The sequence below is a fragment of the Luteolibacter sp. genome (assembly GCF_058122085.1).
Genome location: NZ_JBIKBQ010000154.1, coordinates 1 through 7,311 on the forward strand (window position 1 = coordinate 1; position 7,311 = coordinate 7,311).

Genomic DNA, 7,311 nt, shown 5'->3' on the forward strand with positions numbered 1-7,311 from the left:
TGGGCCTGTGCGCGGTGCTCTTCGGTATGATGGTAAACACGCTCGGCCTCGATCCGTGGCTGGCAGGTCTCGCTGCGATCACCATTGGAGCTCTCGGCGGCGGCTTGAACGCGGTGCTCATCACCCGCCTAAATCTCCCGCCGCTGATCGTCACGCTCGGCACGTTCTCGTTGTTCCGTGGGTTGGCGGAAGCGCTGACAAAAGGTTCCGTCGCGTATGCGCAATTTCCCCAGTCCTTCCTCGCATTGGGAAATTCCAACACCGCCGGGGTCCCGACGCAGGTGTGGGTGTTTCTCGCCGTGGCCGTGGGGATCTGGCTGCTAGTGCATCAAGCCACGTTGGGACGTTCGTTCCGCGCCATCGGATTTTCGGCGGAAGGCGCGGGGTATGCCGGCATTCCCGTCGCCCGCAATACCAGCGTCGCCTACATCATCGCTGGAGCCGTCGCCGGCCTCGCGGCGGTGATCATTGTTTCACGGTTAGGAGAAGCGCGGGCGAACGTTGGCATTGGCTACGAGCTGCTAGCCATCACGGCGGTCGTGCTCGGCGGCGTGAGTATTTTCGGTGGTACGGGCACGGTGGCGGGCACGCTGCTGGGGTGGTTGTCGCTCGCCATCTTGAACAACGGCCTCACGCGGATTTCGGAATACCGGATCTTTGACCAATCGGTTTCCAGCGTCGCCCGCGAGTTGTCCGGTATGCTGACCGGCGTTTTACTGATCGCCGCGCTCGCAATCGGCACCGTGATGAAAACGCTCGCCGTCCGCCGCGCGCTCAAGCAGTCTCTCGGAAGTTCGAATCCAACCCCTCCATGAAACGCAAATCCTTCATCGCCGGCCTCGCTCTCATCGCCACGCTTCCCTTGGTTTCCTGCAGCAAAACCAAGTCCGACGGCAAGCTGACCATCGCCTTTCTTCCCAAGAGCAAGGGCAACCAATACTTCGTCACCTGCGAGCGTGGCGCCCGCGCCGCTGCCACCGAACTCAACGCCGAGCTGAAATTCGACGGCCCGACCAATCCTGATCCCGCCAAGCAGAACGAGATCGTCGAAAACTGGATCACCGACGGCGTGAACGTCATCGTCGCCGCCTGTGAGAACAAGGACTCCATTTCCACCGCCCTCAGGAAAGCCCAGGCCGCAGGCATCAAGGTCATCACTTACGATGCGGACGCCCAGCCGGACGCCCGCTCGTATTTCGTCAACCAGGCCACCGCCCAGGCCATCGGTGAGCAGTTGATGGACACCGCCGCCACTCTCACGGGCAGCGAGGGCGAGTTCGCCATCATCACCGGCAGCCTCACCTCGTCCAACATGAACGAGTGGATCAAGCACATCAAGGGGCACCAGGCCGCCTATCCGAACATGAAGCTGGTGGACATCAAGCCGTGCGACGACCAGAAGGACAAAGCCCAGCAGGAAGCCACCAACCTGCTCAGCGCCTATCCGAATTTGAAAGCCATCATCGCCGCCAGCTCGCTCGCCGTGCCCGGAGCCGCGGAAGCCGTCAAACAAGCGGGCAAGACCGGCGCGGTCAAAGTCCTCGGCCTCGGCCTGCCCAGTGAGAACAAGACCTACGTCAAGGAAGGTGTCACCCAGGCGGTCATCCTCTGGAAAGTCGAGGACCTCGGCTATCTCGCCGTCATGGCCGGTGCCGCGGCCGCCAGAGGCGAGCTCGCTCCGGGTGCCACCGAGTTCAACGCCGGCAAGCTCGGCAAGATGCCGATCGCCGGTGACAACATCGTCCTCGGCAAGCCCTTCGTCTTCACCAAGGAGAACATCGACCAGTTCGATTTCTAATGGAGACTCACGCCACGCCGTTCCGCAGCCGGTAGTCCCGCGGGGAAAGCCCGGTGACTTTGCGGAACTGCCGGGTGAAATAGTTGCTGTCGTTGAAGCCGACGTCGAAGGCGACCTCCGTGACGCGGCGGTCGGTGTGGCGCAGCAGATTGCACGCGCGGTTGATCCGTTGCTCGATGACCCAGGCGAGCGGGGAGGTTCCGGTGGCGGATTGGAAGACCCGCAAGAAACTCCGCCGGGACATGTGGGCGATGCTGGCCAATTCCTCCAGATTGACCTCGCGGTGGATGTTGCGCTCCAAGTGGGACAGCGCCTCGCCGATGCGCAGCAGGGCGCGTCCGTCCGGCGACGGGCTGCGGCCGTAACAGCGGGATAACATGCCGATGATCTGCATGAACGCCGCCGTGGCCATGAAGCCGAAGCCCGGCTCGCGGGTCTTCAACTCCACTTCGAGCCGGTCCACCAGCTCGATGACCTGGACCATTTCCTTGCCGCCGAGGTGCAGCCGGTCCTTCGCCGGCTGGCGTTTTTTCCACGAGGGTTCCAGCGTGAAAAGCGCGTGGTAGCCGGCGACGGACGGCAGGTCCAACAGTCCCATTTTCAACTGGTTAGGTTGATAGAGGATGTTGACGAGCCGCAGGTCCACGAGGTCCCGGTATTCGTGCTCGCGGGGACCGGCGATGACGAACACGTCGCCGGCCGTGAGTTCCCAGGAATCCTGCCCGGTCACGTGCAGGCACTTGCCGCCGGTCACGATCACCAGTTCCGCGAACTCGTGGGCGTGGGGTTCGAAAAGTTCCTGCGGTTCCCTGCGCTCCACGCTGATCGGGAAGCCGTCGGGATGGAACCACTCGTCGATTTTGAGGACGCGTTTCACTGGCGGGATCGTGCTTGTATTTGGCCAAACAGTGGAGGTTTTTCGAGGGAATTCCACGCAGGCTGACCCGAACCCCATCCGCCATGTCCAAATCCTCAAAATCCATCGCCCAGTCCTACAAGCTCGCCCAAGGCCGATACGCCGATCTCGGCGTCGATACTGATGCCGCCATGGCCTCGCTCGCGGGTATCTCGATTTCCCTCCACTGCTGGCAGGGCGATGACGTCGGCGGCTTCGAAAACTCCGGCGAAGGCCTCAGCGGCGGCATCGCGGTGACCGGCAACTACCCCGGCAAGGCCCGCACTCCGGACGAGCTCCGCGCGGACCTCGACAAGGCGCTCTCCCTGATCCCCGGCAAGCACCGCCTCAATCTCCACGCCTTCTACGGCGAGTTCGGCGGCAAAAAAGTCGATCGCAACGAAATCAAGCCGGAGCATTTCCAAGGCTGGATCGACTGGGCGAAATCCAACGGCATGGGCATGGATTTCAACCCGACCTGCTTCGCGCACCCGAAAGCCGCCGACGGTTTCACCCTTTCCCACCCGAAAAAAGCGATCCGCGATTTCTGGGTCGATCACTGCATCGCCTCCCGCGAAATCGGCGCGGCGATGGGCAAGGCGCTCGGTTCGCCGACCGTGACCAACGTCTGGATTCCCGACGGCTACAAGGACACCCCGGTGGACCGCCTCGCGCCGCGTCAGCGCCTGTCCGATTCGCTGGACCGGGTTTTCGCCAAGAAGCTCAATCCGAAACACCACCTCGACGCGGTCGAGTGCAAGCTCTTCGGCATCGGCAGCGAGAGCTATGTGGTCGGCTCGCACGAGTTTTACATGGGTTACGCGATCAAGAACCAGAAACTGCTCTGCCTCGACGCCGGCCATTTCCACCCGACGGAAGGCATCGCCGACAAGCTTTCCTCCGTGCTGATGTATGTGCCGGAAATCCTCCTTCACGTCAGCCGCGGCGTGCGTTGGGACAGCGACCACGTCGTCACCTTGGACGACGCGCTCCAGTCCATCGCCGCCGAGCTCGTGCGCAACAAACTGCTCGCCCGCACCCACATCGGCCTGGATTTCTTCGACGCCAGCATCAACCGGATCGCGGCCTGGACGATCGGCACGCGCAACACGCTCAAGGCGCTGCTGATGGCCTTGCTGGAGCCCGCGGCCCTCCGCGACGCGGAGAAATCCGGCGACTACACCTCGCGCCTCGCGCTGATGGAGGAATCCAAGAGCTTGCCATGGGGCGCGGTTTGGGATGCTTGTTGCGAGTCGCAAAACGTCCCCGCCGGCACCGACTGGCTCGCCGAGGTCAAGCAATACGAGACCGCGGTGCTGAGCAAGCGCGCCTGAGTTAGAAATTCTCCATCATCCAAAAATCCAACTGACATCACTATATTATGGGATCTGCATTACTCGGCGTTGTGTTTCACTGGCTCGGCGGCTTGGCCTCGGGAAGTTTCTACGTGCCATACAAGGGCGTTAAAAAATGGTCTTGGGAAACCTACTGGCTTGTCGGCGGGTTCTTCTCCTGGATCATCTGCCCGCTGCTGCTCGCTTCCTTTTTGACCAAGGACGTCTTCGGGGTTCTCAGCAGCCAGTCCGTGTCCACCCTCGGCTGGACCTTCCTGTTCGGCGCGCTCTGGGGCACCGGCGGTCTGACCTTCGGCCTGGCGATGCGTTATCTCGGAATGTCGCTCGGCATGGGGGTCGCCCTCGGTTACTGCGCGGCCTTTGGCACCTTGCTGCCGCCGATTTTCAAACTGTTCTTCCCCACCATCCCGGTGGCGGAGTCGATCACCGAGATCGCTTCCAGCACGGCCGGACAGGTCACGCTGCTAGGCGTGGCGGTGTGCTTGCTGGGCATTTTCATCGCCGCTCTTGCCGGTGCGACCAAGGAAAAGGAAATGTCGGCCGAGGATAAGAAGAAGGCCATCGCCGAGTTCAGCTTCAAGAAAGGAATCCTCGTGGCGACTTTCTCCGGGATCATGAGCGCCTGCTTCAGCTTCGGCCTGACCGCCGGCAATCCGATCGGCGACGCCTCGGTGGCTGCTGGGACCTCGGTGATCTGGAGCGGGCTTCCCAAATTGATCGTCGTCATGCTCGGCGGCTTCGCCACTAACTTTGTCTGGTGCGTCGGGCTGAACATCAAGAACCGGACCGGCTATCAGTATCTTGCCTCGCACGCCCGTGCCGAGCACGCCGGCCTGACCGCTTCGGGTGGCGAGCACGGCGGCGGCTCATCTTCCGGTTCCTCGACCCCCGCGCAGAGTGATTTGAAAATCCCGATGCTCGGGAACTATCTGTTCTCCGCGCTTGCCGGCACCACCTGGTATTTCCAGTTCTTCTTTTACACCATGGGCGAGACGCAGATGGGCAAGTTTGGTTTCGCCTCGTGGACCTTGCACATGGCCAGCATCATCATCTTCAGCACGATGTGGGGCTGGATTTTCCACGAATGGAAAGGCTCCAGCAAGAAGGCCCACCGTTTGATCGGCGTCGGCATCCTGACCCTGATTCTTTCCACGATCATCATCGGCGTCGGTACTTATATCAAGGGCTCCGGCGGCGGCCATTGATCGCCGCTTGGAAAATAGTTCCATCGTCACGGCCCCGTCTTTGCAGGCGGGGCCGTGATTCTTTCAAGACGCTCTGGACCGCGGTCCGGCGATGTTATGTAGTCCCCGCCCGTGAATCCGAGCCAATCCACCGCCGCCATCCTGAGTCCTGATCTTGAAATCAAGGACGCCCAGCTGATTTTCAACCGGGTTTGGAAAGGGCTGGAGAAAGAGCTCGGCCGGGAAAACCTGCTTTTCCCCAAGGAGCTCATCCTGCTGGGAGGCGCGCCCGGTTCCGGCAAGGGAACGAACACCGCCTTCATCTGCCGGGTCCGCGGCATCACCGCGGCGCCCATCGTGATCAGCCAGCTGTTGGATTCCCCGGAGGCGCGGACGATCAAGGCGGGCGGCGGCATGGTGGGGGACGAGGAGGTGCTCCGCCTGCTCCTCCACGAACTCCTCAAGCCGCAGTTCCGGGAGAGCGCGGTGCTCGATGGATTTCCCCGCACCACCGTGCAGGTCGAGTGCCTCAAGATGTTTTACGATCAAATGATCGGGTTGCGCCGCGAGTTTTCCGGCACTCCCAAGGCCCTGCATTTCCGCCAGCCGACGTTCCACATCATGGTGCTCTTCGTGGATGAGGCGGAGAGCATCGCCCGCCAGCTCAAGCGCGGCCGGGAGGCGCTCGCCCGCAATGTGGAGATCCGCCAGTCCGGCGTGGGGGAGCTGGAGGAGGAGCGCAACACCGACTTCCATCCCGAACTCGCGCGCAACCGCTACCGCACCTTCAAGGAGAAGACTTACGACGCGCTCGTCTCGCTGAAGCAAATCTTCCACTATCATTTCATCAACGCCCAGGCGCCGATCGAGATCGTCCAACAGAACATCATCAACGAGCTCGCCTATCAGAGCTCGCTCGAGCTTGACCCGCTCACTTACGACAGCCTGCGCCACATCCCGCTGGCGGACGAAATCGTCGTGCAGGCCCGCCAGGAACTCGTCAACCGGCTGGACGGCTATCAGGTCGAATGCCCGGACCGGTTGCGCTCCGTCGTCGATTTCATCCAGGGGAAAATGATGCCCATCATCAAGCGCTACGCCGTCAGCGGGCGGGCGATGATCAACACCGAGGAGGCGCTGTTCGAGGATCCGGTCGCCATCGCCATCCTCATCGACGTCTTCTCAGAGCGCGGGTTCCGCGCCAGCGTGGACATTCGCCGCCAGGAAATCCCGCAGCGCTTCGACCTCGTCACCGGCAGGATCGAAACGCGTGAAAAGCGGGTTTACCGCATGACGATCCTCTTTGACGGGTCAAAGATCCGCCGCGGCTGACTTCGTCCACGATCATCCACAGCCTGAAATTACCGACCCAATGAATTCAAAATTAACGAACGAGCCTGCCGTCGGAATCATCGGCGGCAGCGGGCTTTATGAAATGGAGGGATTCGAGGAAATCTCCGAGCAGGCGGTCGCGACGCCGTTCGGCGATCCGTCGGACAAGTTGGTCAGCGGCCGCATCGGCGGGCGGCGGGTTTGTTTCCTGCCGCGCCACGGCGTGGGGCACCGCCTGATGCCGCATGAGATCAACCACCGCGCGAACGTCTGGGCGCTGCGCTCGCTCGGCGTGCGCTGGGTGGTTTCGGTCACGGCCGTCGGCAGTTTGCGGGAGGAACTCGCGCCGCGCGACATCGTCGTGCCGGACCAGTTGATCGACCGCACCGGCACGGCGGGCAAGCACACGTTTTTCGGAAACGGCATCGCCGCGCATATCGGTTTCGCCGATCCGTATTGCGCGGAATTGCGGGAAATCCTGCTGGCCGCCGCGCGTTCGCTCGCGCCGAAAGTCCACGACGGCGGTGCTTATCTTTGCATGAACGGTCCGGCATTCTCGACCCGCGCCGAGGCGCATTTCCACCGTCTGAACGGCGCGGACATCATCGGCATGACCAACGGCCCGGAAGCCCGGCTCTGCCGCGAGGCGGAAATCGCGGCGGCCACGCTGGCTCTCGTGACCGACTACGATTGCTGGAAAACGGACGAGGTCGCCGTCGAGGTGGAGGCCGTGATCGAGAATCTTCA

7 protein-coding genes are annotated in these 7,311 nt (G+C 62.2%); 6 read left to right on the forward strand and 1 reads right to left on the reverse strand.

Features of this window, described 5'->3' with window-relative positions; genetic code table 11:
- On the forward strand, positions 1-815 hold an 815-nt coding region (locus AC4DF4_RS17245), incomplete at its 5' end, for an ABC transporter permease (RefSeq protein ID WP_490049347.1).
- Complete coding sequence (locus AC4DF4_RS17250; RefSeq protein WP_490049348.1) at positions 812-1,798, forward strand: substrate-binding domain-containing protein; 987 nt, start codon at positions 812-814, stop codon at positions 1,796-1,798. The genes AC4DF4_RS17245 and AC4DF4_RS17250, both read left to right, overlap by 4 nt.
- 7 nt (positions 1,799-1,805) lie before the next feature.
- Here AC4DF4_RS17250 and AC4DF4_RS17255 read toward each other — a convergent pair whose 3' ends face one another.
- Positions 1,806-2,675: a helix-turn-helix domain-containing protein gene (locus AC4DF4_RS17255; protein WP_490049349.1), complete on the reverse strand. Its 870-nt coding sequence runs from the start codon at positions 2,673-2,675 to the stop codon at positions 1,806-1,808.
- Positions 2,676-2,758: 83 nt separating this feature from the next.
- Here AC4DF4_RS17255 and AC4DF4_RS17260 point away from each other — a divergent pair, with 83 nt between their 5' ends.
- The 4 genes from AC4DF4_RS17260 to mtnP form a co-directional block, all read left to right on the forward strand.
- Positions 2,759-4,027, forward strand: coding sequence for an L-rhamnose isomerase (locus AC4DF4_RS17260; protein ID WP_490049350.1), 1,269 nt, complete (start codon positions 2,759-2,761; stop codon positions 4,025-4,027).
- 44 nt (positions 4,028-4,071) lie between these two features.
- Positions 4,072-5,253 (forward strand): L-rhamnose/proton symporter RhaT, encoded by a 1,182-nt coding sequence (rhaT, locus tag AC4DF4_RS17265; RefSeq protein ID WP_490049353.1) that lies wholly within the window; start codon positions 4,072-4,074, stop codon positions 5,251-5,253.
- Positions 5,254-5,364: 111 nt separating this feature from the next.
- Positions 5,365-6,564 carry a nucleoside/nucleotide kinase family protein gene (locus tag AC4DF4_RS17270; RefSeq protein ID WP_490049351.1) on the forward strand — a complete coding sequence of 400 codons (1,200 nt, stop codon included), beginning with the start codon at positions 5,365-5,367 and terminating at the stop codon, positions 6,562-6,564.
- A 40-nt stretch (positions 6,565-6,604) separates the two neighbouring features.
- The coding region (gene mtnP / locus AC4DF4_RS17275) for an S-methyl-5'-thioadenosine phosphorylase (protein WP_490049352.1) at positions 6,605-7,311 on the forward strand (707 nt) is incomplete at its 3' end.

Bases quoted from the DNA above. Each gene is read 5' to 3' on its own strand.
- AC4DF4_RS17250 (WP_490049348.1), top strand. From the start codon at position 812: ATGAAACGCAAATCCTTCATCGCCGGCCTCGCTCTCATCGCCACGCTT.
- AC4DF4_RS17260 (WP_490049350.1), top strand. From the start codon at position 2,759: ATGTCCAAATCCTCAAAATCCATCGCCCAGTCCTACAAGCTCGCCCAA.